At 72.5% G+C, this 24,522-nt stretch carries 23 protein-coding genes; 10 read left to right on the top strand and 13 right to left on the bottom strand.

Annotated elements, in window-relative coordinates; all coding sequences use genetic code 11:
* Nucleotides 1–4 precede the first annotated feature (4 nt).
* The 4 genes from ACWD11_RS15315 to ACWD11_RS15300 all read right to left on the bottom strand — a co-directional run bounded on the left by ACWD11_RS15315 (nt 5) and on the right by ACWD11_RS15300 (nt 2,878).
* Nucleotides 5–895, bottom strand: coding sequence for a GNAT family N-acetyltransferase (locus tag ACWD11_RS15315; RefSeq protein WP_451283385.1), 891 nt, complete (start codon nt 893–895; stop codon nt 5–7).
* Nucleotides 896–995: 100 nt separating this feature from the next.
* Nucleotides 996–1,598 carry a GNAT family N-acetyltransferase gene (locus ACWD11_RS15310; protein ID WP_451283383.1) on the bottom strand — a complete coding sequence of 201 codons (603 nt, stop codon included), beginning with the start codon at nt 1,596–1,598 and terminating at the stop codon, nt 996–998.
* Between the two features lie 411 nt (nt 1,599–2,009).
* Complete coding sequence (locus ACWD11_RS15305; RefSeq protein WP_451283381.1) at nt 2,010–2,432, bottom strand: Zn-ribbon domain-containing OB-fold protein; 423 nt, start codon at nt 2,430–2,432, stop codon at nt 2,010–2,012.
* The gene (locus ACWD11_RS15300) at nt 2,432–2,878 is read right to left on the bottom strand and encodes a DoxX family membrane protein (RefSeq protein ID WP_389418190.1); all 447 of its coding nucleotides are present in this window, start codon (nt 2,876–2,878) and stop codon (nt 2,432–2,434) included. The genes ACWD11_RS15305 and ACWD11_RS15300 overlap by 1 nt, the downstream gene beginning before the upstream one ends.
* A gap of 140 nt (nt 2,879–3,018) precedes the next feature.
* Here ACWD11_RS15300 and ACWD11_RS15295 point away from each other — a divergent pair, with 140 nt between their 5' ends.
* The 5 genes from ACWD11_RS15295 to ACWD11_RS15275 all read left to right on the top strand — a co-directional run bounded on the left by ACWD11_RS15295 (nt 3,019) and on the right by ACWD11_RS15275 (nt 9,809).
* On the top strand, nt 3,019–4,653 hold the full coding sequence (locus tag ACWD11_RS15295; RefSeq protein WP_451283379.1) for a subtype B tannase: 1,635 nt from the start codon (nt 3,019–3,021) through the stop codon (nt 4,651–4,653).
* A 115-nt stretch (nt 4,654–4,768) separates the two neighbouring features.
* The gene (locus ACWD11_RS15290) at nt 4,769–5,962 is read left to right on the top strand and encodes a flavin-containing monooxygenase (RefSeq protein WP_451283377.1); all 1,194 of its coding nucleotides are present in this window, start codon (nt 4,769–4,771) and stop codon (nt 5,960–5,962) included.
* Nucleotides 5,963–6,086: 124 nt separating this feature from the next.
* On the top strand, nt 6,087–8,321 hold the full coding sequence (locus ACWD11_RS15285) for an acetate--CoA ligase family protein (RefSeq protein ID WP_451283375.1): 2,235 nt from the start codon (nt 6,087–6,089) through the stop codon (nt 8,319–8,321).
* Nucleotides 8,314–9,135: an enoyl-CoA hydratase/isomerase family protein gene (locus ACWD11_RS15280; RefSeq protein WP_451283373.1), complete on the top strand. Its 822-nt coding sequence runs from the start codon at nt 8,314–8,316 to the stop codon at nt 9,133–9,135. The genes ACWD11_RS15285 and ACWD11_RS15280 overlap by 8 nt, the downstream gene beginning before the upstream one ends.
* A gap of 95 nt (nt 9,136–9,230) precedes the next feature.
* Complete coding sequence (locus tag ACWD11_RS15275; RefSeq protein ID WP_389418185.1) at nt 9,231–9,809, top strand: flavin reductase family protein; 579 nt, start codon at nt 9,231–9,233, stop codon at nt 9,807–9,809.
* Nucleotides 9,810–9,845: 36 nt separating this feature from the next.
* On the opposite strand, the gene ACWD11_RS15270 is transcribed toward ACWD11_RS15275, so the two are convergent.
* Complete coding sequence (locus tag ACWD11_RS15270) at nt 9,846–11,153, bottom strand: MFS transporter (protein ID WP_451283371.1); 1,308 nt, start codon at nt 11,151–11,153, stop codon at nt 9,846–9,848.
* Between the two features lie 71 nt (nt 11,154–11,224).
* Here ACWD11_RS15270 and ACWD11_RS15265 point away from each other — a divergent pair, with 71 nt between their 5' ends.
* Nucleotides 11,225–12,295, top strand: a complete 1,071-nt coding sequence (locus ACWD11_RS15265) for a GlxA family transcriptional regulator (protein WP_451283369.1) — start codon at nt 11,225–11,227, stop codon at nt 12,293–12,295.
* Here ACWD11_RS15265 and ACWD11_RS15260 read toward each other — a convergent pair.
* From ACWD11_RS15260 to ACWD11_RS15250, 3 genes are read right to left on the bottom strand one after another with little or no spacing between them, the layout of a single operon-like run.
* A complete protein-coding gene (locus ACWD11_RS15260; protein WP_451283367.1) occupies nt 12,211–13,266 on the bottom strand; it encodes a Zn-dependent alcohol dehydrogenase in 1,056 nt (351 codons plus the stop codon). The two genes, ACWD11_RS15265 and ACWD11_RS15260, sit on opposite strands and share 85 nt — an antisense overlap.
* Nucleotides 13,266–14,417 (bottom strand): acyl-CoA dehydrogenase family protein, encoded by a 1,152-nt coding sequence (locus tag ACWD11_RS15255; protein WP_389418181.1) that lies wholly within the window; start codon nt 14,415–14,417, stop codon nt 13,266–13,268. Before ACWD11_RS15255 ends, ACWD11_RS15260 begins: the two co-directional genes overlap by 1 nt.
* Nucleotides 14,418–14,441: 24 nt before the next feature.
* Nucleotides 14,442–15,317, bottom strand: a complete 876-nt coding sequence (locus ACWD11_RS15250; protein ID WP_451283365.1) for an SDR family NAD(P)-dependent oxidoreductase — start codon at nt 15,315–15,317, stop codon at nt 14,442–14,444.
* A gap of 85 nt (nt 15,318–15,402) precedes the next feature.
* Between ACWD11_RS15250 and ACWD11_RS15245 the strand changes: the two genes are divergently transcribed.
* Nucleotides 15,403–16,329 (top strand): cyclase family protein, encoded by a 927-nt coding sequence (locus tag ACWD11_RS15245; RefSeq protein ID WP_451283363.1) that lies wholly within the window; start codon nt 15,403–15,405, stop codon nt 16,327–16,329.
* A 385-nt stretch (nt 16,330–16,714) separates the two neighbouring features.
* Here the strand turns inward: ACWD11_RS15245 and ACWD11_RS15240 are convergent, their stop codons facing one another.
* The 3 genes from ACWD11_RS15240 to ACWD11_RS15230 form a co-directional block, all read right to left on the bottom strand.
* Nucleotides 16,715–17,191: an ATP-binding protein gene (locus ACWD11_RS15240; protein ID WP_389418178.1), complete on the bottom strand. Its 477-nt coding sequence runs from the start codon at nt 17,189–17,191 to the stop codon at nt 16,715–16,717.
* Between the two features lie 503 nt (nt 17,192–17,694).
* Complete coding sequence (locus ACWD11_RS15235; protein WP_451283361.1) at nt 17,695–18,558, bottom strand: acyl-CoA dehydrogenase family protein; 864 nt, start codon at nt 18,556–18,558, stop codon at nt 17,695–17,697.
* A gap of 2 nt (nt 18,559–18,560) precedes the next feature.
* Nucleotides 18,561–19,691, bottom strand: a complete 1,131-nt coding sequence (locus ACWD11_RS15230; RefSeq protein ID WP_389418176.1) for an acyl-CoA dehydrogenase family protein — start codon at nt 19,689–19,691, stop codon at nt 18,561–18,563.
* A 124-nt stretch (nt 19,692–19,815) separates the two neighbouring features.
* Here ACWD11_RS15230 and ACWD11_RS15225 point away from each other — a divergent pair, with 124 nt between their 5' ends.
* Nucleotides 19,816–21,324 (top strand): class I adenylate-forming enzyme family protein, encoded by a 1,509-nt coding sequence (locus ACWD11_RS15225; protein ID WP_451283359.1) that lies wholly within the window; start codon nt 19,816–19,818, stop codon nt 21,322–21,324.
* Here ACWD11_RS15225 and ACWD11_RS15220 read toward each other — a convergent pair.
* Together ACWD11_RS15220 and ACWD11_RS15215 are read right to left on the bottom strand one after the other, a co-directional pair.
* Entirely contained in the window at nt 21,303–21,815 is a 513-nt protein-coding gene (locus ACWD11_RS15220; RefSeq protein ID WP_389418174.1) for an EF-hand domain-containing protein, read from the bottom strand. The two genes, ACWD11_RS15225 and ACWD11_RS15220, sit on opposite strands and share 22 nt — an antisense overlap.
* A 151-nt stretch (nt 21,816–21,966) precedes the next feature.
* The gene (locus ACWD11_RS15215) at nt 21,967–22,347 is read right to left on the bottom strand and encodes an STAS domain-containing protein (RefSeq protein WP_351982600.1); all 381 of its coding nucleotides are present in this window, start codon (nt 22,345–22,347) and stop codon (nt 21,967–21,969) included.
* Nucleotides 22,348–22,654: 307 nt separating this feature from the next.
* Between ACWD11_RS15215 and ACWD11_RS15210 the strand changes: the two genes are divergently transcribed.
* Nucleotides 22,655–23,227, top strand: coding sequence for a sigma-70 family RNA polymerase sigma factor (locus ACWD11_RS15210; protein ID WP_389418173.1), 573 nt, complete (start codon nt 22,655–22,657; stop codon nt 23,225–23,227).
* Nucleotides 23,224–24,513, top strand: coding sequence for a zf-HC2 domain-containing protein (locus ACWD11_RS15205; RefSeq protein ID WP_389418172.1), 1,290 nt, complete (start codon nt 23,224–23,226; stop codon nt 24,511–24,513). Before ACWD11_RS15210 ends, ACWD11_RS15205 begins: the two co-directional genes overlap by 4 nt.
* Nucleotides 24,514–24,522: the final 9 nt, after the last annotated feature.

The raw sequence follows: 24,522 nt of genomic DNA, 5'->3' as shown, positions 1-24,522 counted from the left end.
GGGGCTAGGCCGAGGGGGCCTGGGTGCCCGCGCCGCCCGAGAAGTCGTGCACCTCGAAGTCGGCCACCGCGCGGTAGCCGAGCCGCTGGTAGAGGACGTTGGTGGTGGTGCTGGTGAGGTCGGTGAACAGGAGGACCTCTTCCGCTCCGGCGCGCACGGCGGCGCGGCTGACCTCGACCGTCACCGCACCGGCGTATCCGCGTCCGCGCAGGTGGGGCGGGGTGTAGACGGGAGCGATCCGGACCTGGCCCGCGACCATCGGGGTCACCCCGCACATGGAGACGGGGGTGCCGTCGGCGTCCTCCCAGAGGGTGACGCCGCCGTAGGCGATGCGGTGGTCGGCCCACGCCTCGACCTCCCCGGCCGCGTGCTCACCGACGCTCTCGGTGAACTCGCCGTACCAGCGGATGAGCAGGTCCCGGTCCTTCTCGCCCGCCACCCGCGCCGCGCCCGGCGGGACCGGCTGCGGCATCATCAGCATGCCCAGCCGGTACAGCCGCTGGCGCTGGCGCAGGGCCGAGGTCGCGCCGGTGTGCCGCTGCCAGGAGCGGATGAAACCGGCGGCCGTCTCGCGGGTGCCGATGATGCCCGGCACCGAGTGGCCGACGGCGACCAGATGGGCGGCGAGGGCGTCGGTCTCGTCGGCGGTGAGCGGGGTGACGTTGAGCCGGTAGGGCGGGGTGCGGAAGTAGGCTCCGCGCACCTGACCGTCCCGTTCCATCACCCCGAACACGGGCGGCTCGTCACCGCCGTACGCGCGCAGGCCGCGCGTGCGCAGTGACTCCGTCACCGTCAGGGCGACGGTGTGCAGATCGGGGCGCGACCGCAGGAAGCCACCCGCGTGGCCCAGAAAGCGGTCGAGGTCTTCGGTGACGTACCAGTCGTCCGAGCGCATGTCTCATGATCCCGCCTCTGTCCGGGACTTGGCCATGCTTTGTCAGGGTGAACACACGGCCGTCACATCGACGCTAGAGTCCCGTCTTCATGACGCGTCTTCATGACGCGTCCGGCTCCGGATCCTCCGCGAGCCGCGCGTGCAGGTGCGCGTCCCGGTAGGCGTCGTGCCGTCCCGCCTCCCACATGGCGCCGCGCAGGGTTCCCTCGTACCGGAACCCGCAGCGCTCGGCGATGTGGCAGGAGGAATCGTGGCCCACCGCGTGATCGAGTTCGATCCGGTGCAGGCCCAGATCGGTGAGCGCCCAGCGGGCCGCCAGGGCGAGGGCGCGGGTCGCGATTCCCCGGCCGCGCTCCTCGGGCAGGACCCAGTAGCCGACGCGCGCCGTGTTCATCACGCGGTTGATGACGTTGACGCCGATGTGCCCGAGCGGCCGTCCGGTCACCGGGTCGGCGATGCAGTACGGCGCCGCCCCGCCCTCCGCCGCGGTCCGCGCCGACGCCCGGAGCTGCTCGCGCGCGGTGTCCACGTCCGTGGTGAACCGCAGGGGGGTGTTCCAGCGCCGGAACTCGGGGTCGGTACGGCCCCGCAGCCACGCCTCGACATCGGCCCGCGACGCCGGGTTCCAGGGACGCAGCCACAGGTCCGGGGTGCGCAGATCGGGGAGACGCGGTCCCTTGTAGCGCTGCTCGTCGAGGGCCATGAGGCCATTGAAACGGGTTGCTCATTCGCGCGCATGGGGTGGGGGGGGGCGGGTGGTGCGGGTGGGGGGGGTTGTGTGTGGGCGTGGACGGGATAGGTGGGCGGTGCGGGTGGGTGTGGGCGGGACACGGGTCGGGCTGTGCGGGTGGGCGGGCGCGGGGCGGAACACGGGTCCGGACGGGGCGGGCGGGCGGGCGCGGGTGGGACACGGATCGGGCGGTGCGGGCGAGCGCGGGCGACACACGGGCCAGGGCGGTGCCGGTGAGCGCGGGACACGGATCGGGCGGTGCGGGCGAGCGCTGGCAACACACGGCCAGGGCGGTGCCGGCGGTGCGGGACACGGATCGGGCGGTGCGGGCGAGCGCGCGGGACACGAGTCGGGCGGTGCCGGTGAGCGCGGGCGACACACGGGTCAGGACGGTGCCGGCGGGCATGGGCGGAACACCGGCATCCCGTCCCGGAATCCCGCCTCCAGCTCCATCCCGGCCCGCAGCGGCGCCTGCCCCGCCGCCCCCGTCCACTCCACGATCTCCGTCATCATCCGGGGACCCTCGGCCAGGTCGACGACGGCGGCGACGTAGGGGGTGCGCTCCCCGAAGGGCGGGAGGTCGTTGCGGTGGACGACCGACCAGGTGTAGAGCGCGGCCCGGCCGCTCGCGGTCTCCCAGACCACGTCCTCGCTCCAGCAGTACGGGCAGAACTCGCGCGGGTAGTGGTGGGCCCTCCGGCAGGCCCGGCAGCGGCGCAGGAGCAGGCGTCCCCGCGCCGCCGCGTCCCAGTAGGGGCGGGTGAAGGCGTCGGGTTCGGGGAGGTCGTGGCGCACCCGGGCCGCCATCAGAAGAGCCCCAGCGCGCTGTCCAGGGACCAGGTCTGCCAGGACATGCCGAACAGGGCCACCAGGGAGATCAACGCCATCATCGAGTTCTGGCCCTGCTCGGCCCAGTCGTGGATCATCAGCGCGAAGTAGACGACGTTCAGCAGCAGCCCCGCGACCAGGGCGACGGGGGTCAGGAAGCCCACGATCAGGCCGAGGCCGAGAGCCAGTTCGGCGTAGGCGACGACGTACGCCATCGTCCGCGGCCGGGGCGCCACGACCACGTCGAAGCCGGAACGTACGGCGTTCCAGCGGTGCTTGGCGGCCACGTCCGCCGCCCAGGCGATACCGCCGCCCTCGAACCAGGTCTTCTTGTCCTTGTGCCGCCAGCTCTCCAGCCACCACAGGCCGAGGCCTATGCGGAGCACGGCCAGCCATTCCGCGCCGCTGAGCCAGATCGTGTCCATGGATCTGACGGTACGTCAGATAGCTCTTGGGTGGGAGACCCCCTGTGGGTCTCCTATGAGTAGCGCTGAATTGTTGGCAATTTTGTCGCCACTATGGCTACCTTCGCATACGCAAGCCCAATGACCCGAGGGAGCCGAACGTGAAGCACAGGGCAGTCAAGCGCAGGACCGTCGTGTTGGGCATAGGCGCGGCAGCCGGGGCGGCGGCAGCGGGCGGAATCACCTTGAGCGCACAAGCCTCGTCGGACTCGGACTCGGACTCGGGCTCCGGCTCCTCGTCCTCCTCCGGCGCGCTCGCCTTCGACCCGGCCGCCTACACCACGCTGACCACCACGGTCACGGACGCCGAGGGCACCGAGCACGAGGTGACGTACCGCTTCTGGAAGGCGATCACCTATGTCGCCAAGCCGGTGGACGAGACGTACCAGTCGCTGAACGTCAGCGTCCCCGTCAAGATCGACGGCAAGACGGTCGACGCCTCCGGCGCCCCCATCCTGCTCGCGAACTCGATCGGCGGATACATGCCGTCCTCCGTCGCGAACGCGACCGGTATCGGCGGCGGAGGGATGTCCGGTGGCGGTGGCGGCGGAGGCACCCCCAGCGGCACCCCCTCGGCGGCCGGCAGCGCCCTGCCCAACGCCAACGGGAACACCAACGCCAACGGCGGCGCCCTCGCCTCCAACCAGCTGCTCGCCCTCGCCGCCGGTTACGTCGTCGTCGAGCCCGGCGCCCGGGGCCGCACCCTGAAGAACTCCGCGGGCGAGTACTACGGCACCGCCCCCGCCGCGATCGTCGACCTCAAGGCGGCGGTCCGCTACCTGAAGGCCAACAAGGGCCGCGTACCGGGCGATGTCGACCGGATCGTCTCGGCCGGCACCAGCGCGGGCGGCGCGCTGTCCTCGCTGCTCGGCGCCTCCGGCGACAGCCCGCTCTACGCGAAGTACCTCGAGGAGATCGGCGCCGCCGACGCCTCCGACGCCGTCTTCGCGGTCGGCGCCTGGTGCCCGATCACCGACCTGGAGCACGCCGACGGCGCCTACGAGTGGAACTGGGGCGGCAACACCCTCAGTACCGGCAAGCAGGTCGACCAGACGGTGTCCAAGGCACTCCGGGCACAGTTCGCCGAGTACCAGGCGGGCCTGAAGCTGCGCGGGCTGAACCGCTTCGGCACCCTGAACGCCCGCAACTACGACGAGTACCTGGTCAAGCAGTACCTGGAGCCGTCGGCCACGAAGTACCTCGCCGCCCTGTCCGACTCCGCGCGCGAGACCTACCTCGCCGCGCACACCTTCATCACCTGGAAGAACGGCAAGGCGTCCTTCACCTGGGCGGACTTCCTGACGCATGTCGGCGCCCGCAAGAAGACCGTGCCGGCCTTCGACGGCTTCGACCTGTCCACGGGCGAGAACAACCTGTTCGGCGCGGGCACCACCCAGGCCCGTCACTTCACGGCGTACGGCGCGAAGAACGACTCCACGGGCCTGGACTCCCGGCGGGTCGCGAGCGACATCCCCGCCAAGCTGGACCTGATGAACCCGATGTACCACCTGGTGGAGAAGGTCAACTCCCGGCGCTCCAAGCACTGGTGGATACGGCTCGGCACCAAGGACTCGGACACCTCCCTGACGGTCTCCGCGAACCTGGCCGCCGCCGCGAACGCCCTCGGCGACGAGGTGAACCACTTCTACTACTGGGACGAGGGCCACGGCGCCAACACCGACGCCGGCGACTTCATCACCTGGATCGCCAAGGTGACGGGCCACAAGAGCAGGTAGCCGGCCGCCGTACGTCACCGGTCCCGCCCACTTCTCCCACAGGCGTGATCAATCCGCAACCAATTCCGGTCTTGACCGAGACCCATCAACGGGGTGCGTGATTACGCTCGCGCTCATGGCCGACTCCACAGCGCATTCACCAACCGACGCGGACCGCCCGGTGTACGTCATCGGCGGCGGTCCCGGCGGGCTCGCCGTCGCGTACTCCCTGCGCGCCCGGGGCATCCGCGCCGTCGTCCTGGAGAAGTCCGACCGCGTCGGCGCCTCCTGGCGCGGCCACTACGACCGGCTGAGCCTGCACACCACCCGCCGCCTCTCCGGCCTGCCCGGACTGCCGATACCCCGGCGGTTCGGGCGCTGGGTCTCCCGGGACGACGTGGTGCGGTACCTGGAGAAGTACGCCGAGCACCACGAGCTGGAGATCGTCACCGGCGTCGAGGTCTTCCGCGTCGACCGCGCGCCCGACGGCGACGGCTGGCTCCTGCACGCCACCGGCGGCCGCGAGCTGACCGGCGCCGCGGTGGTCGTCGCCACCGGCTACAACCACACCCCGCGGCTCCCCGACTGGCCCGGCCGCGACACCTGGACCGGCGAGATCCTGCACGCCTCCGCCTACCGCAACCCCCGGCCCTACGCCGGCCGTGACGTCCTCGTCGTCGGGGTCGGCAACACCGGCGCCGAGATCGCCGTCGACCTGGTCGAGGGCGGCGCCTCCCGGGTACGGCTGTCGGTGCGCACCGCCCCGCACATCGTGCGCCGCTCCATGGCCGGCTGGGCCGCCCAGTACTCCGGCGTCCTGTGCCGGCGCCTGCCGGTCGGCCTGGTGGACCGGCTCTCCCGCCCGCTGGCGAAGCTGAGCGTGCCGGACCTGTCGGCGCAGGGGCTGCCCCGCCCGGACACCGGCCTGTACAGCCGGGTGCTCGAAGGGGCCGTCCCGGTGCAGGACGTGGGCCTCATCGACGCCGTCCGCAAGGGCCGGGTGGAGGTGGTGGCCGCCGTCGACCGCTTCGACGACGGCAAGGTGACCCTCGCCGACGGCACCCTCCTCGTACCGGACGCCGTCATCGCCGCGACCGGCTACGTCCGCGCCCTGGAGGGTCTGGTCGGCCATCTCGACGTCCTCGACGACCGCGGCAGACCGCTCGTCCACGGCGCCCGCACCCCGTCCCACGCCCCCGGCCTGTACTTCACCGGCTTCACCAACCCCATCAGCGGGATGCTGCGGGAACTGGCCATGGACGCCGAGAAGATCGCGAAGGCCGTGGCGAAGAGGGCCGGAGACCGCCTGTCCCGGCTGCCCGTCACCTGAGAGGCTCGTTCCGCAGGTAGCTTCTCCGCTCAACTTTGCCTGCACAGCCATTCCTGACGGAGTGTCAGTTCAGTAATCTGACACTGCGTCAGTTAATCGCTGTCACACAGGAGCGGGCGGACCGATGCTTGGATCAACCCACGGCAGCCTCACCACCGACTCCCGACGGACCCGGGTCATCGCCTGCGGCGAGCAGCCCGGGCCCGCCGTCCACGGCCGGCCGGCCGAGGTCGACGATCTCGACGTCAGCGGCCGTCCCCTGTACGCGGACGTCCCCGATCTGGACCGCTTCTTCCACCCCGAGTCGGTCGCCGTGATCGGCGCCTCGGACGCCGAGGGCCGGCCCCACACCGGTGTCACCCGGCAACTGCTCGCCTGGTCCCAGCGGGTCGGCGCCCGGCTCCACCCGGTGCACCCGAACCGCCCCTCCGTCTTCGGCATCCCCTGCTCTCCTTCCGTCGCCGACCTGCCCGAGCAGGTCGATCTCGCCGTACTGCTGGTCGCCGACCCCCTTCCGGTGATCGAGGAACTGGCCGAGGCCAAGGTGAAGTTCGCGGTCGTCTTCGCCTCCGGGTTCGCCGAGACCGGTGCGGAGGGCGCCGCCGCGCAGGCCCGGCTCGCCGCCGCCGTCGCGCGGTCCGGAATGCGGCTGCTCGGCCCCAACACCAACCTCAACGCCTTCGAGGAGTTCCGCACCGACCTCGAAGGTCCCGCCATCGCCCTGATCACCCAGTCCGGGCACCAGGGGCGGCCCGTCTTCGCCCTGCAGCAGCTCGGCGTGCGCCTCTCCCACTGGGCGCCCACCGGCAACGAGGCCGACCTGGAGACCTCCGACTTCCTCTCCTACTTCGCCGAGCGCCCCGAGGTGGGAGCCATCGCCTGCTATGTGGAGGGCCTGAAGGACGGCCGCTCCTTCCTCCTGGCCGCCGACCGGGCGGCCCGGCGGGGGGTGCCGGTGGTCGCGGTCAAGGTGGGCCGCACCGAGACCGGCGCCCGCACGGCCGCCTCGCACACCGGCAAGCTGACCGGCGCGGACGCGGTGGTGGACGCGGCGATGCGGCAGTACGGGGTGATCCGCGTCGACGGTCTGGACGAGCTCCAGGACACCGCCACCCTGCTGGCCCGGGCGCGGCCTCCGCGCGCCGACGGCGTCGTCGTCTATTCGATCTCGGGCGGCACGGGCGCGCACTTCGCGGACCTGGCGACCGAGGCCGGGCTGCGGCTGCCGGTGCTGTCCGAGGCCAAGCAGGCCGAGCTGCACCAGTGGATACCCGAGTACCTGAGCGTGGCCAACCCCGTCGACAACGGCGGGCATCCGGTCGGCGACCAGCGCGGCCGGAAGATCATCGACGCCCTGCTCGACGACCCGGAGGTGGGGGTCCTGATCTGCCCGGTCACCGGGCCCTTCCCGCCGCTGAGCGACCGGCTGGTGAAGGACCTGGTCGACGCGGCCGAGCACACCGACAAGCTCGTGTGCGTGGTGTGGGGATCGCCCGTCGGTACCGAGCCCGCCTACCGCGAGGTCCTGCTCGGCTCCTCCCGGGTGGCCACCTTCCGCACGGTCGCCAACTGCATCACGGCCGTCCGCGCCTACCTCGACCACCACCGCTTCACCGCGGCCTACCGCTCCCCCTTCGACCGCGCCCCGCGCACCCCCTCCCCCTCCTTCCGCAAGGCCCAGGCGCTGATGCGCCCAGGACAGCAGCTGAGCGAGCACGCGGCGAAGCAGCTGCTGCGGGCGTACGGCATTCGCGTGCCGCGCGAGCAGCTGGTGACCAGCGCGGCGGCGGCCGTACGGGCGGCCGGCCTCGTCGGCTACCCGGTGGTGATGAAGGCGTCCGGCGCGCGGATCGCCCACAAGACCGAGCTCGGCCTGGTCAAGGTCGGCCTTACCTCGGCCAGTCAAGTCCGTGACGCCTACCGGGAGTTGACGGACATCGCCCGCTACGAGGACGTCTCCCTGGACGGCATCCTGGTCTGCCAGATGGTCGAGCGGGGCGTCGAGATGGTCGTCGGTCTGACGCATGACGAGCTCTTCGGGCCCACCGTGACCGTCGGGCTCGGCGGGGTGCTGGTCGAGGTGCTGCGCGACACCGCCGTACGCGTGCCGCCCTTCGGGGAGGAGCAGGCGCGGGACATGCTCCATGAACTGCGCGGGCGGGCCCTGCTCGACGGGGTCCGGGGGCGGCCCCCCGCGGACACGGACGGGCTCGTCGAAGTCGTCCTGCGGGTGCAGCGCATGGCGCTGGAGCTGGGGGACGAGCTGGCGGAGCTGGACATCAACCCGCTGATGGTGCTGGAGCGGGGGCAGGGCGCGGTGGCGCTGGACGCGCTGGCGGTGTGTCGCGAACATGTCTGATTCCCCCCGTGTGCCCGGAAATGCCGTTGAGTCATTGGTACCGCACGCCACTGACAACGGCGTCTGCCGCATCACCCTCAACCGCCCCGAGGTCCTCAACGCCCTTACTCCTGACCAGCGAGAACGCCTCATCGACCTGCTCGCCGAGGCGTCGGCGGACGCTGCGGTCGGAGCGGTCGTGCTCACCGGAACCGGTCGCGGATTCTGCGCGGGCGCGGACCTGCGCGGCGCGACCGCGACCGGCGACCGGATCCCCGGCGACGTGGCCCGCATGCTCCGCCTCGGCGCCCAGCGCCTCACCACCGCCGTCCTGGACTGCGAGAAGCCGGTCATCGCCGCGGTGAACGGCACGGCGGCGGGGCTCGGCGCGCATCTGGCGTTCGCCTGCGACCTCGTGCTCGCCGCGGAATCGGCCCGATTCATCGAGGTGTTCGTCCGCCGGGGCCTCGTCCCCGACGGCGGCGGCGCCTATCTCCTGCCCCGGCTGGTCGGACCCCAGCGGGCGAAGGAGCTGATGTTCTTCGGCGACGCGCTGACCGCGGCGGACGCGGAACGGCTCGGGCTGGTCAACCGGGTCGTCCCGGACGCGGAATTGGAGAACACGGCCCACACCTGGGCGGAACGCCTCGCGACCGGCCCCACCCGCACCCTCGCCCTGACGAAACAACTCGTCAACGCCTCCCTCGACACCGACCGCGCAGCCGCGTTCGCGGCGGAGGCGGCAGCGCAAGAGATCAACATGACGACCCAGGACGCCCAAGAGGGAGTGACAAGCTTCGCCGAGCGGAGAAGCCCAGTGTTCCGGGGCCGCTAACCCCGTGCACCCCGGAGGCGGATCCACAGATCCCCCACACCTTCCAATCTGACGCACCGTCAGGTTCAATGGCCGGTGTGATGGGACATGCAGGGATGGCCGCAGCCGCCGTCCGTTACCTCAGGTCGGCCGACGCCCCGCGCGTGGAGCCGCTGCCGCGGCCGGAGTTGCGGTGTGTCGGCGAGGACGAGCGGGCGCCGGTCGGGCAGGCCGAGTTCCGGCGGGTGCTCGGGAACTTCGCGACCGGGGTGACCGTTGTCACCTCACCAGCCGCCGACGTCGAAGCCTCCCCCGCCGGTTTCGCCTGCCAGTCCTTCTGCGCCCTCTCCCTCGACCCGCCCCTGGTCGCCTTCATGGTCGGCCGTACGTCGACGAGCTGGCCGCGCATCGCCCGCGCCGGCGTCTTCTGCGTCAACGTCCTGGGCGCGCACCAGGGCGAGCTGTGCCGTGGCTTCGCGGTCAGCGGCGGTGACAAGTTCGCCGGGGTCGCCCACGACGCGGCGCCGGTGTCCGGCTCACCGCGCCTGGCGGGAGCGCTCGCCTGGATCGACTGCACGATCCACGCCGTCCACCCGGGCGGCGACCACCTCATCGTGGTGGGCAGGGTGGACGCGCTGGGGGCGACCGAGGACGAGGTGGCGCCGCTGCTGTTCCACCGGGGCCGCTTCCTCTGACCAGGGGCCCGGTATGCGGCTCCGGGCCGCAAACCATCACGCGACCGCCGCCACCCCTCCCCCCGGCCGACGCCGGATCACCAACGCCATCAGCGCGGCCGCCGCGCACAGCGCCCCGGACGCGTACCAGACCACGTCGTACGACCCGAAGACGTCCCGCGCGACCCCGCCGAGGAAGGCCACCAGCGCCGCCCCCACCTGGTGGGAAGCGAGCACCCACCCGAAGACGATCGCGCTGTCCTCCCCGTAGTGCTCCCGGCACAGCGCCACGGTCGGCGGCACCGTGGCCACCCAGTCGAGCCCGTAGAACACGATGAAGAAGACCATCGGCGGCCGCACGCTCGGCGCCAGCAGCATCGGCAGGAACAGCAGCGAGATGCCCCGCAGCGCGTAGTACACGGCCAGCAGCCGCCGCGCCTCGTACCGATCGGTGAACCAGCCGGAGGCGATCGTGCCGATGACGTCGAACACCCCGATCACCGCGAGCAGCGAGGCCGCGGCCTGCACCGGCATGTGGTGGTCGTGGGCGGCGGGCACGAAGTGGGTCTGGATCAGACCGTTGGTGGAGGCGCCGCAGATCGCGAAGGTACCGGCGAGCAGCCAGAAGGGGCCGGTGCGGGCCGCGTCGAGGAGGACCCGCACGGCACGGCGGGCGGCACCCGTGGCGGGCGGCGGCTTCGGCACGAACTCCTTCGCGCCGTACGGCTTCAGGCCGACGTCCGCGGGGTGGTCGCGCAGCAGCAGCCAGACGAAGGGGACGACGGCGAGGGCCGCCAGCGCCACCGTCACGGCCGCCGGGCGCCAGTCGTGTTCGTCGACCATCCAGGCCAGCACCGGCAGGAAGATCAGCTGGCCGGAGGCCGAGGCGGCGGTGAGGATGCCGGTGACCAGCCCGCGCCGCTCGGTGAACCAGCGGTTGGTGACGGTCGCCGCGAACGCCAGCGCCATGGAACCGCTGCCGAGGCCCACCAGCAGGCCCCAGCACAGCAGGAGCTGCCAGGCCGCCGTCATCCAGTACGTCAGCCCGGAGCCGAGGGCGATCACGGTCAGCGCGACCGCCACGACCTTGCGTATGCCGAAGCGGTCCATCAGCGCCGCCGCGAAGGGCGCGGTCAGCCCGTAGAGCGCGAGGTTGACGGAGACCGCCGCACTGATCGTGCCGCGTGACCAGCCGAACTCCTCGTGCAGCGGGTCGATGAGCAGCCCGGGCAGGGAGCGGAAGGCGGCGGCGCCGATGATCGTCACGAAGGTGACGGCGGCGACGAACCAGGCGCGGTGGATACGGCGCCTGCGGCGGGTGGGCCTGTCCTCTGCGGTGGTCGCGGCCTCGGTTGTCCGGTTCACGCCCTCGATGATCGCGTCCGGGATCCGCCCCATCGAGTGGCCCGAAGGCCAGCGTTCGTTAGGATCGGGCCATGAGCAGCGGTCCGCAGGCACCCGAGTTCCGGCCCCACCGTGTCGTGGTGCTCGCCCTCGACGGTCTGCTCCCCTTCGAGCTGGGCATCCCGCACCGCATCTTCGGCCGCCCCAAGGACACCCGGGGACGGCATCTGTACGAGGTCCTGACCTGCTCGATCCGGCCACCCGGCCCGGTCGTCACGGACGCCGACTTCGCCGTCATGGTCGAGCACGGCCCCGAGCTCCTGGCCACCGCCGACACGGTGATCGTCCCGGCCTCCTACGAACTCGGCCCGGTCTTCGAGGAGGGCGTGCTCACCGAGGAGCTGGCCGCGGCGCTCGCCCACATCCGCCCCGGCACCCGGCTCGCCTCGATCTGCACCGGCGTCTTCGTCCTCGCCGCCGCCGGGTACCTCGACGGGCGCCGGGCGACCACGCACTGGGCGGAGACCGACCAGCTGCAGCGCCTCTTCCCGGCCGTCGACGTCGACCCGGACGTCCTCTTCATCGACGACGGCGACGTCCTGACCTCGGCGGGCGTCGCCGCCGGGATCGACCTGTGCCTGCACATGGTCCGCCGCGACCACGGCACGGCCGTCGCCAACGACATCGCCCGCCGTACGGTCGTCCCCCCGCACCGCGACGGCGGCCAGGCACAGTACATCCACCGCCCGGTCCCCGACCCCCAGCAGGCGACGACGACCGGGGCCCGCGCCTGGGCCCTGGGCCGGCTGCACGAGCCGATCCAGCTGCGGGACATGGCGGCGCAGGAGGCCATGTCGGTGCGGACCTTCACCCGCCGCTTCCGCGAGGAGGTCGGGGTCAGCCCCGGCCAGTGGCTCACCCAGCAGCGCGTGGAGCGGGCCCGGCAGCTGCTGGAGTCCACCGGTCTGTCCATGGACCAGGTGGCCCGGGACGCGGGTTTCGGTACGGCGCAGTCGATGCGGCAGCATGTGCAGGCGGCGCTCGGTGTGACCCCGACGGCGTACCGGCGGACGTTCCGTCAGGCCGAGAACGTCAGCACCGCCCGGGCCACCCGCCCCGCCTCCGCGTCGGCCGCCGCCTTCTCGAAGTCCTCGACCGGGTAGGTCCGCGTCACCAGTTCGTCGAGGAGCAGCCGGCCCGCCCGGTACAGCTCGGCGTAGAGCGCGATGTCGCGCTGCGGGCGTGCGGAGCCGTAGCGGCATCCCAGGATCGACTTGTCCAGGTAGAGGGTGGAGACGCGGAAGGACGCCTCGGCGGTGGCCGGGGGCACGCCGAGGAGGACGGCCTGGCCGTGCCGGTCGAGCAGATCGACGGCCGCGCGGATCAGCTCGACGCGTCCGACGCACTCGAAGGCGTGGTCGGCCCCGGTGGGCAGGAGGTCACGCACCCCTTCGACGGACGTCAGGAAGTCCGTCGCACCGAACCGGCGGGCCATCTCCTCCTTGGCCGGATTGGAGTCGACGGCGACGATCCGCAGGGCACCCGCGATCCGCGCGCCCTGGATGACATTGAGCCCGATTCCCCCTGTGCCGATCACCACCACCCTGTCACCGCGGTCCACCCGCGCCCGGTTGAGCACGGCCCCGACCCCCGTCAGCACCCCGCACCCGATCAACGCTGCCGACACCAGCGGGAGTTCCCGCGGGATCCGTACCGCCTGCACGGCCTTCACCACCGTCCGCTCGGCGAAGGCGGAGTTGGACGCGAACTGGTACACCGGGCGCCCGTCCCGCAGGAAGGGCTGCCCGGGCCGCCCGATGGCCTGCCGGCACATGGTCGGCCGCCCCCGGTCGCACTCCGCGCAGGCACCGCAGTTGGCGAGGGTGGACAGCGCCACGTGATCCCCGGGCGCGACATGCGAGACCCCCGCCCCGACGGCCTCGACCACCCCCGCGCCCTCATGGCCGAGCACCACGGGAACGGGGAACGGAATGGCCCCGTCCACCACGGACAGATCGCTGTGACACAGCCCCGCCGCCGCGACGGCGACCAGCACCTCGCCCGGCCCCGGCTCCCGCACCTCCAGGTCGTCCACGACCTCGGTCCGCGTCCCGTCGAACACCACTGCGCGCATCAGACGCCCCCCTTGGGCTCCCTGGGCAGACCGAGCACCCGCTCGGCGATGATCGTGCGCTGCACCTGGTCCGAGCCGCCGTAGATGGTGTCGGCCCGGGAGAAGAGGAACAGCTGCTGCAACGCGTCGAGGGTGTACGGCGCGGCAGGCGTCCAGTCGGCGGGCCCGGCCGCGGCCCCCGCCCCCCGCACCGCCACGGCCAGTTCCCCGAGCCGCTGGTGCCACCCGGCCCACAACAGCTTGGCCACGCTGGAGGCGCCCGCGTCCCCGGAGCCGCCCAGGGTGCGCAGGGCGTTCCAGCGCATCGTGCGCAGCTCGGCCCACAGCCGGACCAGCCGGTCCCGCAGCACCGGGTCCGCCGCCGCGCCCGTCTCCACCGCGACCCCGACGACCCGCTCCAGCTCCCGTGCGAAGCCGATCTGCTGGGCCAGCGTGGACACCCCGCGCTCGAACCCGAGCAGGCTCATCGCCACCCGCCAGCCCTGGCCCTCGCCGCCGACGACGTGCTCCACGCGCGCGTGGGCGCCGTCGAAGAAGACCTCGTTGAAGTCGCTGGTGCCGGTCAGCTGACGGATGGGCCGGACGTCGACGCGGCCGGGCTGGTCCATCGGCACGAGCAGGAAGCTCAGCCCCTGGTGGCGCCGGGAGCCGGGCTCGGTGCGGGCCAGCACGAAGCACCAGTCCGCCTCGTGCGCGAGTGACGTCCAGATCTTCTGGCCGGTGACGCGGTACCCGCCGCGCACGTCCCGCACGGCCGAGGTCCGCACGGCGGCCAGGTCCGATCCGGCGCCGGGCTCGCTGTACCCCTGGCACCACAGTTCGGCACCGGCGGCTATGGGCGGCAGGAAGCGGTCCTTCTGCTCCTCGGTGCCCCACGCGAGCAGGGTGGGCGCCAGCAGGTTCTCCCCGATGTGCCCCGACCGCGCGGGCGCCCCGCAGCGGGCGTACTCCTCGGCCCAGGCGACCTGCTGGGTGAGCGTGGCGGACCGGTTGCCGTACCCCGTCGCGGGCCAGGACAGGCCGATCCAGCCGGCCGCCCCGAGGGTGCGTTCCCAGGTACGGCGGTCCACGGCGGGGTCGGCATGGGCGCGGAGCCAGACCTTGGCTTCCGCACGGAACGCCTCGTCCTCGGCACTGAATCCAAAATCCACAGGTCGCCTCCTGATGCCGGGCAGCTACGGGGTGTTCGGCGGCCGGAGCAGCGGCATCGGGTCCACTCCCACCGTCCCGGGCAGGAAGTCCGCGAGCCGTTCCGGCGTCCACGGGCCCTCGGCGTACGCGGCCCGCAGTTCCCTGGGCTGCGCCCACACCGCCACCTTGGGCCCGGCGATCGTGTACACCTGCCCGGTGATGGCCTGCTCCTTGGCGCGGTCCGACAGCAGATAGACCACGAGGGCCGCCACGTCCTCCGGCTCCCCGATCTCCGTCAGCTCTGTGGGCACCTTCGCCGACATCCGCGTACGGGCGACGGGGGCCACCGCGTTGGCGGTCACGCCGTACTTGTTCAGCCCCAGCGCGGCGCTCCGCACCAGCGAGATGATCCCGCCCTTGGCCGCGCTGTAGTTGGCCTGCGAGAAGGACCCCTGATGGTTTCCGCTGGTGAATCCGATCAGGGTCCCGGAGCGCTGTCCGCGCATCACCGCGCAGGCCGCGCGGAACACCGTGAACGTCCCCTTGAGATGAGTGGCGATCACCGGATCCCACTCCTCCTCGGTCATGTTGAACAGCATCCGCTCCCGTAGGATCCCGGCGCCGCACACCACCCCGTCGATCCGCCCGTACGACGACACGGCCACGTCCACGACCCGCTGCCCGCCCGCCATGGTGGAGATGTCGTCGGCCACCGCGACCGCCTCGCCCCCGGCGGCCTCGATCTCCTTGACGACACCCTCGGCGACCTCGCTCGCCGGCGAGGCGCCGTCCACCGCCACCCCGTAGTCGTTGACGACGACCCGCGCCCCTTCGGCCGCCGCCGCCAGCGCCACCGCCCGCCCGATCCCCCGCCCCGCGCCGGTCACGGCGACGACCTTGGCTGCCAAGAAGTTCCCCATGCCCGGCCCCTTCCCGCGGTTTCTGACGGCCCGTTAGATTTTATGACCCGCCGGACAGCCGGAGACAAGCCCCGGGGAGGGACCGATGTCACTGCCGGACGCGTTCCACGAGATCGCCAAGCGTGTGAACAACTGGGGCCGTTGGGGAGCCGACGACGAGATCGGCACCCTGAACCTGATCACCGACGAGGTGGTGCGCGAGGCCGCCGCCTGCGTCCGCAGCGGCCGGCGGATCCCGCTCGCGCTGCCCTTGCGCCAGGACGGCGTACAGACCGGGATGATCCCCGGCCGGGTGAATCCGCTGCACGTCATGGTGCAGATCAACCAGGAGATCTTCGGTCCGGGCACGGTCGCGTGCAGCGACGACGCGGTGACCATGGGCCTCCAGGCGGGCACCCACTGGGACGCGCTGTCGCATGTCTCGCACACGGGGCGGCTCTACAACGGCCGTCCGGCGGGCACGGTCACCGCGCACGGCGGCGCCGCCTTCGCGGGGATGGCCACCGCGCGGCACCTCGTCTCGCGCGGGGTGCTGCTCGACGTGGCACGCGCGCGTGGTGTGCAACGGCTGGACGGCGCGCACGCCGTGACACCCGAGGACCTGGAGGCGGCCGAGGAACTCGCGGGCACGCGCGTACGGGCGGGGGACATCGTGCTCGTCCGCACGGGCCAGATGCGGCTGTGCCTCGCCGGGGACAGGCAGGGTTACGGGCATCCGTCGCCGGGGCTCTCGATCCGCACTCCGGAGTGGTTCCACGTGCGCGATGTGGCCGCCGTAGCCAACGACACCCTCACGTTCGAGATCTTCCCGCCGGAGATCGAGGACCTGTGGCTGCCCGTACACGCGCTCGACCTGGTGGAGATGGGGATGCCGCAGGGACAGAACTGGAATCTCGAAGAGTTGTCCACAGCCTGTGGACAAGAAGACCGGTACGCCTTCCTGTTGTCGGCGACGCCCGAGCCGTTCGTCGGCGCGACGGGGGCCCCGGTGGCACCGGTCGCCGTCCTCTGAGCCTGAAGTGCGGCTGGCGGCGCGCGACCTGCCCGCCCCGAGCACGGCAGCGCGCACCGCCATCCGACTCCGGCGCTCCCGCCCCGGCTGTCCCTCGGGCCCTGAGGGAGCCGACGCCGAATCACGACCCACACTCGTCGAGGGCTCCCGTCACCGGAACCCTCGTCGTCCCCTCGCGGCGAATCGCTGACCACAAGCGTGATCAAACGGACACGCCTCGTCAACACCTGCTCGGGGATTTATGGCGTACGCCCTATATGCCACGGGCGCACGTGGAAGCATGTCCCGGCGCACCGCACCGCGTCCGGCGCAAGGGGGGCCGACTCGGCCCGCATGACCAGTGCCCGCACTCCGCGAACACCCTCACACCGACCGCGGGCGCGCCTCACACCGCCTCGAAAGCCAGCCCTTCAAACGCTCCGCCGCCGTACGCCACCACGGGCTCGCGCCCCTGGGCGCACTGGTCCAGCTCGCACCAGATCCGCTTGCCGGGCCCCTCGGGCATCCAGCCCCAGCGGTCCGCGAGACCGTCGACCAGGGCGAGTCCACGCCCGCCCGTCTCGCCGCCGCCCGCACAACGCGGCACCGGGGCCCGGCCGCTGGCGTCCACCACTTCCAGCCGTACGGTGACCGGCTCGGCGCCGGCCGCCATCCCCGGCAGGAACAGCCGCAGCACGGCCGGACAGCCGGTGTGCACCACGGCGTTGGTGACCAGCTCGGACACGAGCAGGATCAGGGTCTCCGACAGCGTCTCGTCGACCCCTATCCCGGATCCGGCGAGCCGCGAGCGGGCCCACCTCCGGGCTCGCCCCACTTCAGCGGGGTCGGGTCGGATCTCCAGCTGCACTTGAAGCACCTGCACCGCTCACACCATCCGAACCGGCGGACACATAGCCCCGCGCTTCACGAGGGCCACGATCGTAGCCATTTTTTGCATGACCAGAACAATGGCCGGAGCCAGGGTCACGGAACGTGAATCCCTTACGGGAAAGCATGGTTGACGTACAGTCACCCCAACAAGCGCTTCGGGCATATTCCAGCGCGAAGGAGTACCCGTGCGGGATACTGTGCGACGCTCTTGACGGGGAGTCGAACAGGTGGGGGCAGAAACCGCTCCCGCCCTGCGAGAACCGGCGCGCACCGCCGGATCCGGAGCCGCCTCAAGGGCAACTCCGGCATGGCTCGTGCTCGGAACCACTCGCATCTCACACAAGGTACCGGAGCACGGCGCCGACTCCGGGCCGTGACGAGTCACACCTAGGACACAACCCGATCTCAACGCTCCGTAGTTCCGGTACGCCACGATCCGCGACACCTCCGGCCGCCCCCGTCAACGGTTCCGCAGGCGGGCGCCCTCTTCGCTTTTCATGCGAGCAGATCGACGGCGAGCAGTTCCTCACTCTCCGTGCCGCCACCGGCACGCTGGGCCCGCACCCACGCCCGCTTGAGATGCAGATGCACCTCGCACTCCCAGGTGAAGCCCATACCGCCGTGCACCTGGAGGCAGTCGCGGGCGCCGCGTACGGCGGCCTCGTCGGCCAGCAGCCGGGCCGCGGCGATGTCGGCGGGGTCCTCGGTCACGGCGGCCGCGTAGACGGCGGCACGGGCCGTCTCCGCCCGCACCAGCATGTCGGCGCACAGATGCTGCACCGCCTGGAAGGCGCCGACCGGCCGTCCGAACTGTTCCCGGGTCCGGGCGTGTTGCGCGGCGAGCTCGCACGCGCGCGTGGCGGTGCCCAGTTGCTCGGCGGCCGTGAGGAGGACGGCGAGGGGATCCGCCCCCCGCGGGCCGGGCACCCGGTGGAGCGGCGTCAGCGGGTCCACCGAGCGCAGCGGTACGGCCTTTGCCGCGTCGCCGAGGACCACGTCCGCCTGCGTCAGCCACTCCACGGTTCCGCCGTCCACGGCCGTCACGACCGTTTCCCCGCCGGCCGCCCCCGGCACCGAGCCCGCCGCGAGATGCGTGGCGATCAACGGCCCCGGCAGCAGCGCCCGCCCCGCCTGTTCGAACGCCAACACCGCCTCCGGCAGCCCGAGTCCGACCCCGCCGTCCGCCTCCGGCACCCGTAGCGCGAAGAACCCCGCCTCCCCCAGCTCCCGCCACAGCGCCCGGTCCAGTACAGGCTCGGCCACCGCCGCCCGCAGCGCGCCGGCACCGAACCGCCGGTCCAGCAGCTCCCGTGCCGCCGCCCGCAACGCCCGCTGGTCCTCGGTCAGTTGGAAGCGCATGCTCACCGCCCCTTCGGCAGCCCCAGGATCCGCTCGGCCACGATGTTCCGCTGGATCTGCGAGGTACCGGCCGCGATGGTGTACGACAGCGACGAGAGCCGGTCGAGGACCCAGGGCCGGTCGAGGTCGAGGGCGTCGGGACCGAGGACGTCGGCGGCGGCGTCGTAGAGCTCCTGGCGGGCGTGCGAGTACCTCAGTTTGAAAACCGAACCCCCGACCCCCGGGACCCCGCTCGCCGACGCCTCGCTCACGTTCCACTGCGTCAGCCGCCACAGCGCGCGGAACTCGGCGTTCAGGCGGCCGAGTCTGCGCCGCAGCACCGGGTCGTCCCAGCGGCCGTTCCCGCGGGCCCGGGCGGCCAGGTCGCGCAGGACGCGGCGGCAGGCCACCACCTCGCCCACGAAGGCCGTGCCGCGCTCGAAGGACAGGGTGACCATCGTGACGCGCCAGCCGTCGTTCTCCGCGCCGACCCGGTGCGCGACCGGCACCCGCACCTCGTCGAGGAAGACCTCGGCGAACTCGGTGGACCCGGCGAGGGTCCGCAGCGGCCGTACGGTCACGCCGGGCGTGTCCATCCGCAGGGCGAGCCAGGTGATGCCCCGGTGCTTGGGCGCCTTCGGGTCGGTCCGCACCAACAGCTCGCACCAGTCGGCGACTTCGGCGTGCGAGGTCCAGATCTTGGACCCGGTGACCACATAGGCGTCGCCGTCGCGGCACGCGCGCGTGCGCAGCGCCGCGAGGTCGGATCCGGCGCCGGGTTCGCTGAAGCCCTGACACCAGACCTCCTCCCCGCGCAGGATCGGCGGCAGCCAGCGCGCCCGCTGCCCGGGGGTGCCCTCGGCGGCGATGGTGGGGCCCGCGTGGAGCAGCCCGACGAAGTTGGCGCCGACATAGGGGGCGCCCGCGCGCTCGGTCTCCTCCAGGTAGATGAGCCGGGTGGTCGGGGAGGCGCCCCAGTGGACGTCGGCGTACCCGGCGTCGTGGAGCATGCGCTGCCAGCCGAGGTCGTAGGCGCGCCGTCCGGGCCAGTCGGAGGGGGCGGGCGCGGGGGGCAGCTTCGGCAGCACCTCGCCGAGCCACTGCCTCAGGCGCGCCCGGAACTCCTCCTCCTCGGGCGTGTAGGTGAGATCCATACCGGCGAGCCCCCGTCTGACAGTCCGTCAGTTCAGGCTAGCCCCGCCCCCCTGGACCGACAAGGCGGGCCGCCCTACGCTCTGTCCACCATCTGACGCACCGTCAGCCAAGGGGGTCGTCACCGTGACCGACACCGCACCCGGCCTGAGTTCCGCCCGGACCCTGTGGGACCTGCTCGCCCGCCGCGCCGCCCGCACCCCGGACCGGCCCGTCCTCCTCCAGGAGGACCGCTCCGTGAGCTTCGGCGAGCTGCGCGCGCGGGCCGAGCGGGTGGCGGCGGGCCTGCACGACCTGGGCGTGCGCCCCGGCACGGTCGTCGCCTGGCAACTGCCCACCCGGATCGAGACGGTCCTGCTCTCCCTCGCCCTGGCCCGCCTAGGCGCCGTGCAGTCTCCGGTCATCCCCTTCTACCGGGACCGCGAGGTCGGCTTCGCCCTGCGCGAGTCCAGGGCCGAGTACGTCGCCGTACCGGGCACCTGGCGCGGCTTCGACCACACGGCGATGGTGCGGCGGCTCGGCGCGAAGGGCGTCTTCGAGGCGTACGACCGGCTCCCGGACGGCGATCCCCGGGTACTGCCCGCCCCGCCCGCCGAGGGCACCTCCGTGCGCTGGATCTACTGGACCTCCGGCACCACCTCCGACCCCAAGGGCGTGCTGCACACCGACCGTTCGCTGATCGCCGGCGGCTCCTGCCTCGCCCACGCCCTGCGCCCGAGCGGCACCGACGTCGGCTCGATCGCCTTCCCTTACGCCCATATAGGCGGCCCGGACTACCTGGTGATGCTGCTGCTGTACGGCTTTCCGGCGGTGCTGTTCGAGCAGTTCGCGCTGCCGGACGCGCTGGCGGAGTACCGCCGGCACGGGGTGACGATGGCGGGCGGGTCGACGGCGTTCTACTCGATGTTCCTGACCGAGCAGCGCAAACGGCCCGGCGCCAAGGTGGTTCCGACGCTCCGGCTGCTGGCGGGCGGCGGGGCGCCGAAGCCGCCGGAGCTGTATCACGCCGTGGTCCGGGAGATGGGCGTGCAGCTGACCCACGGGTACGGCATGACCGAGGTGCCGATGATCACGATGGGTGACCCGGACGACGATCCGGAACTGCTCGCCGGCACGGAGGGGCGGCCGCCCGAGGGGATGGAGATCCGGATCGTGGACGGGGAGGTACGGCTGCGCGGGGAGGCGGTGTGCCGGGGCTATCTCGACCCGGACCAGACCGCGCGCGCCTTCGACGGGGACGGCTTCCTGCGCACCGGTGACCTGGGGCGGCTCACCGGCACCGGGCATCTGGTGCTCAACGGGCGGCTGAAGGACGTGATCATCCGCAAGGGCGAGAACATCTCCGCGCGGGAGATCGAGGAGCTGCTGCACCGGCATCCGGCCGTCGCGGACGCGGCCGTCATCGGACTGCCGGATCCCGAGCGCGGGGAACGCGTGTGTGCCGTGGTGGAACAGCCGCAGGGGGCCGGGGAGTTGAGCCTCGCGCAGGTGACGGCGTATCTGCGCGCGGAAGGGCTGGCCGTGCACAAGCTGCCGGAGCAGCTGGAGGTGGTGGACGCCCTTCCGCGCAACGACACCCTGCGCAAGGTGCTCAAGTACAAGCTCAGGGAGCGCTACTCGGGGACGGTGAAGTAGCGGGCGAAGGCGGTCAGGATCTCGGACTCCTCCACCCGGCCGTCGCTGTCCGCGTCGAGGGTGGCCGCCGCGGCCTTCGCGGTGTCCGCGTCCGCGCCGAGGGCGGTCAGCACGCGCGCGGTGTCCGCGACGGTGGCCGCTCCGTCGCCGTCCGCGTCGGCCACGGCGAGCGCCGCGTGCAGGAAGGGGCGGGCGATCTCGGCGAATCCGTCGGGGTTGTCGCGCAGCCGCTTGACCGCGCCGTCCACGAACTCGCCCCGTGTGATGCGCTGGTCGCCGTCCCGGTCCGCCATTCCGGCCATGCCCTGCCAGAACGCCTCGGCGCCGCTGTACAGCGCCTGGCCCTTGTCGGACCGGGCCGCCGTACCGAACTCGGCGAGCAGCGCCTTGGCCGCCCCCATGAAGTCCGCACGGTCGATGTAGCCGTTGCCGTCCTGGTCGAAGGTGGCGAAGCGGGCGGCGATCTTGCCCTCGTACTCGCTGCTGACCATGTCTTTTCGTGCCGCCTTTACGTCACGGGGGGCGTGGGGCCCCGGCCTTCCCAGGGAGCGTACGACGTCAGGGGCCGTCCGGGAGCGGAAAACTACGGTTGTGCCAAGACCGGGGGAATTTCGGGACAACGGTGTGGCTGAGCGGGGGGAACTACGCCGACAGGGGCCCCGACTCGTCGGCGGTGGCCGAGTCCACGTCGGGATGGACCTCGAAGAGGCGGCGGACGCCGAGGGCGCCGAGGACGCGGTTGACGTGGGAGCCCTCGACGGCGCCGTGCGCGGGCAGTATCAGGCGCAGCCGGCCCCGGCAGGAGCGGACGAGCCGACGGGAGGCGATGAGCACGCCGACACCGCTGGAGTCGCAGAAGAAGACCTCGGACAGGTCGAGCACCAGGCTGTGCCGGCCCTCGGCCACTTCGTCGTGCACGCGTTGGCGCAGCGCGGGCGACGTCACCAGATCCAGTTCGCCGGACACCCGCAGGACAGCCCAGCCGTCCTGCTCTCCGCAGGTCACCTTGAACGCCACCGCCATGCCCTTCGCTCGCCGGATCCCCCGCAAACGGAAGTCATCCCTACGCTTCCATGCAGCGCGGCTGCCCAGCGGCTGTGCCCTGAAACACCGGGCCAGAAACAGAAAGAGAGCGGAAAAGGCTTGTTTCCACCATCCGCGGTCTTGTTCGATCAGCAGGGGACCGGGTAGGCGACGGTTCACTATCACCCGGGGCCCGTCGGGGGCGCACATTGCGACAAAGGGGCGTGCGCTGTCAGAGGTGCCGACTACATTCGAGGAGACAGTGGGAGCAGGCTTGACCAGGGCACAGGCACGGTGAGGGGGCCGCATGGCGAAGAAGGACGCACCGCCCCGCTGGGACCGCAAGATGCAGCAGCGGCTCGCACGCGGTGAGGCGGCCGCCCTCGGCGAGCTCTACGACCGTTTCGCCTCCCTGGTGCACGGCCTGGCCCACACCGTCCTCGCCGACGAGCGCGGCGCCGACGCCGTCACCCGCGAGGTCTTCACCCACCTCTGGGAGCACCCCGACGCCTACGACCCCAGGCAGGGCCCGTTGCGCTCCTGGGTCGCCACCCTCACCCACCGTCTCGCCGTGCAGCGCCTGCGCGCCACCGAGACCGCGGCGCTGGCCCAGGGCGGCCACGGCACCACCGATGAGCTGGAGCGCAAGGTGCGGCACGCCTCCGTGGCCGCCCGCGCCGACTACATCGTCCAGGCCATGCCGGTGCCGCTGCGCGCCGCCCTGGAGCTGGCCTACTTCCAGCGCCGCGACTACCGCCAGACCGCCGCCGACCTCGGCGTCACCGAGGACGAGGCCCGCCGCCGGCTCCGCCTGGGACTGCAACTGCTCTCCACCGCCCACGACGCCGGCGCCCCGCCGGGATACGGGGGCTCGGTATGAACGACCCGGACCGGTTCGAGCCGTTCGACGAGGGCGAGCCCAAGGACGAGCCGGAGGCGGATGACAGCGGCAACGGCAACGGCCCTGAGCAGCCGCCCCGCATACCGTTGCCGCGCGCCTCCGTCGAGGACACCGGCCGGCCCCTGCCCGACCTCGCCGTGCACCCGGTGCCGCTCGTCCTGGAGCACCGGGTGCTGAAGTCGCTGCTCGGCGCGTGGGCGCTGGCCGCGTGCTCGGCGGAGGAGACGACCGCCGTCGAGGCGCACCTCGGTGACTGCGGCTCCTGCGCCGACGAGGCGCTGCGGCTGCGCGAGGCCGTGGGCCTGCTGCACCCCTCCGAGAGCCTCGACCTGGACCCCGCCCTGCGCACCCGCGTCCTGTCGACCTGCCTGGAGCGCCGCCCGCCGCGCATCCCGGTGCCGGGCTGGGCGGCGGCGTACGACGCGGAGACCGCGCGTCTGGACGCGCTGCTGCAGGACTTCGGCGACGCGGAGTGGCACGCGCCCGTGCGGCTGCGGTGGTTCCGGTCCGACGAGGCGACGACCCGCCGTACGACGGTGGCCGGGGTGATCGCCCATCTGCTGACCGTCGACGGCCTGGTCGCCGTCGCCCTCGGCCTCGACGACCCCCTGGGCGGCATCCCGGCCGACCGCCCCACCCCGTCCTCCCGCACCGAGGCGTACTGGCGCGCCTCCCACTTCCCGCCCACCCGCTCGGTGCGGGCGCCGTGGCGGGAGCAGAGCCACGACCTGGTCCGCACGGTCTCCTTCACCGGCGGCCAGGCGGGCGGAATGCCGGTCTCCTACGGCGACTTCGAGCTGACCCTGCACGACGCGATGCTGGACCGGGCCTTCGAGTGCTGGGTGCACGCGGAGGACATCGCGGAGGCGGTGGACTACCCGTACGCGGCGCCCTCGGCACGCCATCTGCACGACATGATCGACCTCGCCGCCCGCATGCTGCCCGCCGTGCTGGCCGAACGCCGGCGCGATGGGCTGGCGGCCCCGTCGCACGGCCGCCACCTGGGCGTGGCCGGCGGTCCCGGCCGGAGCCTCCGGCTGGAGATCGAGGGCTCGGGGGGCGGCGAGTGGCTGATCCCCCTGGACTCCCCGGCGGCCGTGGGCTCCAGGGAGTGGGAGGTGGCCCATGTGGCGCTGGACGGGGTGGAGTTCTGCCACCTGGCCGCCGGCCACGTGTCTCCGGCGGAGGCAGCGGCGGGGCAGGTGGGCGACCGCGAGGCCATCAGGGATGTGCTGTTCTCGGTGGCGGCGTTGAGCCGGATGTAGGGGGTGGCT

The sequence above is a fragment of the Streptomyces sp. NPDC002776 genome (genome assembly GCF_053592195.1).
Note: the sequence above shows the minus strand (reverse complement) of the source record. Positions and strands in the feature narration are given on the sequence as shown.

Coding starts and splice junctions, on each gene's coding strand:
- ACWD11_RS15315 (WP_451283385.1), bottom strand. CDS start 895: ATGCGCTCGGACGACTGGTACGTCACCGAAGACCTCGACCGCTTTCTG.
- ACWD11_RS15310 (WP_451283383.1), bottom strand. CDS start 1,598: ATGGCCCTCGACGAGCAGCGCTACAAGGGACCGCGTCTCCCCGATCTG.
- ACWD11_RS15305 (WP_451283381.1), bottom strand. CDS start 2,432: ATGGCGGCCCGGGTGCGCCACGACCTCCCCGAACCCGACGCCTTCACC.
- ACWD11_RS15300 (WP_389418190.1), bottom strand. CDS start 2,878: ATGGACACGATCTGGCTCAGCGGCGCGGAATGGCTGGCCGTGCTCCGC.
- ACWD11_RS15290 (WP_451283377.1), top strand. CDS start 4,769: ATGGCCGACTCCACAGCGCATTCACCAACCGACGCGGACCGCCCGGTG.
- ACWD11_RS15285 (WP_451283375.1), top strand. CDS start 6,087: ATGCTTGGATCAACCCACGGCAGCCTCACCACCGACTCCCGACGGACC.
- ACWD11_RS15280 (WP_451283373.1), top strand. CDS start 8,314: ATGTCTGATTCCCCCCGTGTGCCCGGAAATGCCGTTGAGTCATTGGTA.
- ACWD11_RS15275 (WP_389418185.1), top strand. CDS start 9,231: ATGGCCGCAGCCGCCGTCCGTTACCTCAGGTCGGCCGACGCCCCGCGC.
- ACWD11_RS15265 (WP_451283369.1), top strand. CDS start 11,225: ATGAGCAGCGGTCCGCAGGCACCCGAGTTCCGGCCCCACCGTGTCGTG.
- ACWD11_RS15260 (WP_451283367.1), bottom strand. CDS start 13,266: ATGCGCGCAGTGGTGTTCGACGGGACGCGGACCGAGGTCGTGGACGAC.
- ACWD11_RS15250 (WP_451283365.1), bottom strand. CDS start 15,317: ATGGGGAACTTCTTGGCAGCCAAGGTCGTCGCCGTGACCGGCGCGGGG.
- ACWD11_RS15245 (WP_451283363.1), top strand. CDS start 15,403: ATGTCACTGCCGGACGCGTTCCACGAGATCGCCAAGCGTGTGAACAAC.
- ACWD11_RS15235 (WP_451283361.1), bottom strand. CDS start 18,558: ATGCGCTTCCAACTGACCGAGGACCAGCGGGCGTTGCGGGCGGCGGCA.
- ACWD11_RS15230 (WP_389418176.1), bottom strand. CDS start 19,691: ATGGATCTCACCTACACGCCCGAGGAGGAGGAGTTCCGGGCGCGCCTG.
- ACWD11_RS15220 (WP_389418174.1), bottom strand. CDS start 21,815: ATGGTCAGCAGCGAGTACGAGGGCAAGATCGCCGCCCGCTTCGCCACC.
- ACWD11_RS15215 (WP_351982600.1), bottom strand. CDS start 22,347: ATGGCGGTGGCGTTCAAGGTGACCTGCGGAGAGCAGGACGGCTGGGCT.
- ACWD11_RS15210 (WP_389418173.1), top strand. CDS start 22,655: ATGGCGAAGAAGGACGCACCGCCCCGCTGGGACCGCAAGATGCAGCAG.
- ACWD11_RS15205 (WP_389418172.1), top strand. CDS start 23,224: ATGAACGACCCGGACCGGTTCGAGCCGTTCGACGAGGGCGAGCCCAAG.